Here is a 1,673-nt window from a genome sequence, read left to right on the forward strand (position 1 = left end):
TCGACGCGCTGGAGGCCGGGCTCGACGAATACCTGATCGTCGACCTGTCCGGCGAGTTGCGCGAGCGGCAGCGCGACACGATCGCGGCCGCCGCACCGGCGCTCGCCGCGAAGGTGCGCTGGCTCGACGCGCTGCCGGAGCGGTTCGACGGCGTCGTGGTCGGCAACGAGGTGCTCGATGCGATGCCCGTGCGCCTGTTCGCGAAGGCGGGCGGCGCATGGCAGGAGCGCGGCGTCGCGCTCGACGCGCGGCAGGCGTTCGTGTTCGAAGACCGGCTGGCCGCACCGGCCGGCCTGCCGCCGGTGCTCGCGGGTCTTGACGATGCGGCCGACGGCTACGTGACCGAGACGCACGAGGCCGCGCTGGCGTTCACGCGCACCGTCTGCACGATGCTCGGGCGCGGCGCGGTGCTGCTGGTCGACTACGGCTTTCCCGCGCACGAGTACTACCACCCGCAGCGCGACCGCGGCACGCTGATGTGCCACTACCGTCACCACGCACACGACGATCCGTTCCTGTACCCGGGGCTGCAGGACATCACCGCGCACGTCGAATTCACCGGCATCTACGACGCGGCCGTCGCCACCGGCGCTGATTTGCTCGGCTACACGTCGCAGGCGCGCTTCCTGCTGAACGCGGGCATCACCGACGCGCTGGCCGCGATCGATCCGTCGGACATCCGCGCATTCCTGCCGGCCGCGAACGCGGTGCAGAAGCTGATCTCCGAAGCCGAGATGGGCGAGCTGTTCAAGGTGATCGCGTTCTCGCGCGGCATCGACGGCACGCTCGACGCGTTCGCGCGCGGCGACCGCTCGCACGCACTCTGACGGAGCCGACATGCTGCGCTGGCTGATGACGTCGTTCGTCGCGGTGATGATCCTGACGCGCTGCTGGCCGTGGCTCGGCAAGCTCGGCATCGGGCGGATGCCGGGCGACGTCACGCTGACGCTCGGCGGGCGGCGCTATCCGTTCCCGTTCATGTCGACGCTGGTGCTGACGATGCTGCTGTCGATGGTGGCGCGGCTGCTCTGAGCCGCGCCGAAAAGGCTGGCAGGCGTTACAGCTCGATTTCGCCGAGGATCCGGTGCGCGAGCGCCTTTGCCTCGTCGAACGCTTCTTCCTCGCTGGGGCTCGTCGAGTGGACGTCGTAGCGCGTGTTCTCGGTGTCGTCCCCGTCGTCCCGCGCGAGGATCACGTAACCCTGGAACTGCCCGTTGCCCGCATGCTGGGTATGCGCCTTGGCCGTGTAGATGCCCTTCGTGAACGTGTTGGTGTCCATCGTGCTCTCCCGCAAAAGGACACTTCATCGTAGCACTGCGGCGCAGCATGTACAGCGCGGCAAATCGGTGACCGAACGGTGTCCGGTCGCGGTGTCCGGTCACCGTCCTTCCCGTCATCGTTCGATCAGTGCGACGACCTCGTCGAGCGTCGGCGCATGCGCGCCCGTATGCCGGCACGCCGCGGCGCCTGCCGCCAGCGCGAACACGAGATGCTCGCGCCACGATCGCTGCGGCGCAGCCATCAGGCTGAACAGCATGCCGCCGATCGACGCGTCGCCCGCGCCGACCGTGTCGGCCACCTCGACGCGCGGCGGGCTGGCTTCATGCACATCACCGTCCGCGTAGAGCATCGCCGCCTGCGCGCCGCGCGTGACGAGCACCGCCGCGCGCGGG

At 69.6% G+C, this 1,673-nt stretch carries 4 protein-coding genes; 2 read left to right on the plus strand and 2 right to left on the minus strand.

Going from position 1 to position 1,673, the window contains the following annotated elements:
* Both G3N99_RS39905 and G3N99_RS39910 read left to right on the plus strand, forming a co-directional pair.
* Nucleotides 1-827 (plus strand): SAM-dependent methyltransferase (locus G3N99_RS39905; RefSeq protein ID WP_206125155.1); only part of this gene is annotated, 827 nt, incomplete at its 5' end.
* 10 nt (nt 828-837) lie between these two features.
* The gene (locus G3N99_RS39910; protein WP_039355363.1) at nt 838-1,032 is read left to right on the plus strand and encodes a DUF2905 domain-containing protein; all 195 of its coding nucleotides are present in this window, start codon (nt 838-840) and stop codon (nt 1,030-1,032) included.
* 25 nt (nt 1,033-1,057) lie between these two features.
* Here the strand turns inward: G3N99_RS39910 and G3N99_RS39915 are convergent, their stop codons facing one another.
* Together G3N99_RS39915 and G3N99_RS39920 are read right to left on the minus strand one after the other, a co-directional pair.
* The gene (locus G3N99_RS39915; protein ID WP_011353424.1) at nt 1,058-1,279 is read right to left on the minus strand and encodes a hypothetical protein; all 222 of its coding nucleotides are present in this window, start codon (nt 1,277-1,279) and stop codon (nt 1,058-1,060) included.
* 114 nt (nt 1,280-1,393) lie between these two features.
* Nucleotides 1,394-1,673: PfkB family carbohydrate kinase (locus tag G3N99_RS39920; RefSeq protein WP_241012089.1), on the minus strand; the 280-nt coding region annotated here is incomplete at its 5' end.

It is taken from the genome of Burkholderia sp. Ac-20392, from assembly GCF_017104585.1.
Classification (GTDB): domain Bacteria; phylum Pseudomonadota; class Gammaproteobacteria; order Burkholderiales; family Burkholderiaceae; genus Burkholderia; species Burkholderia lata.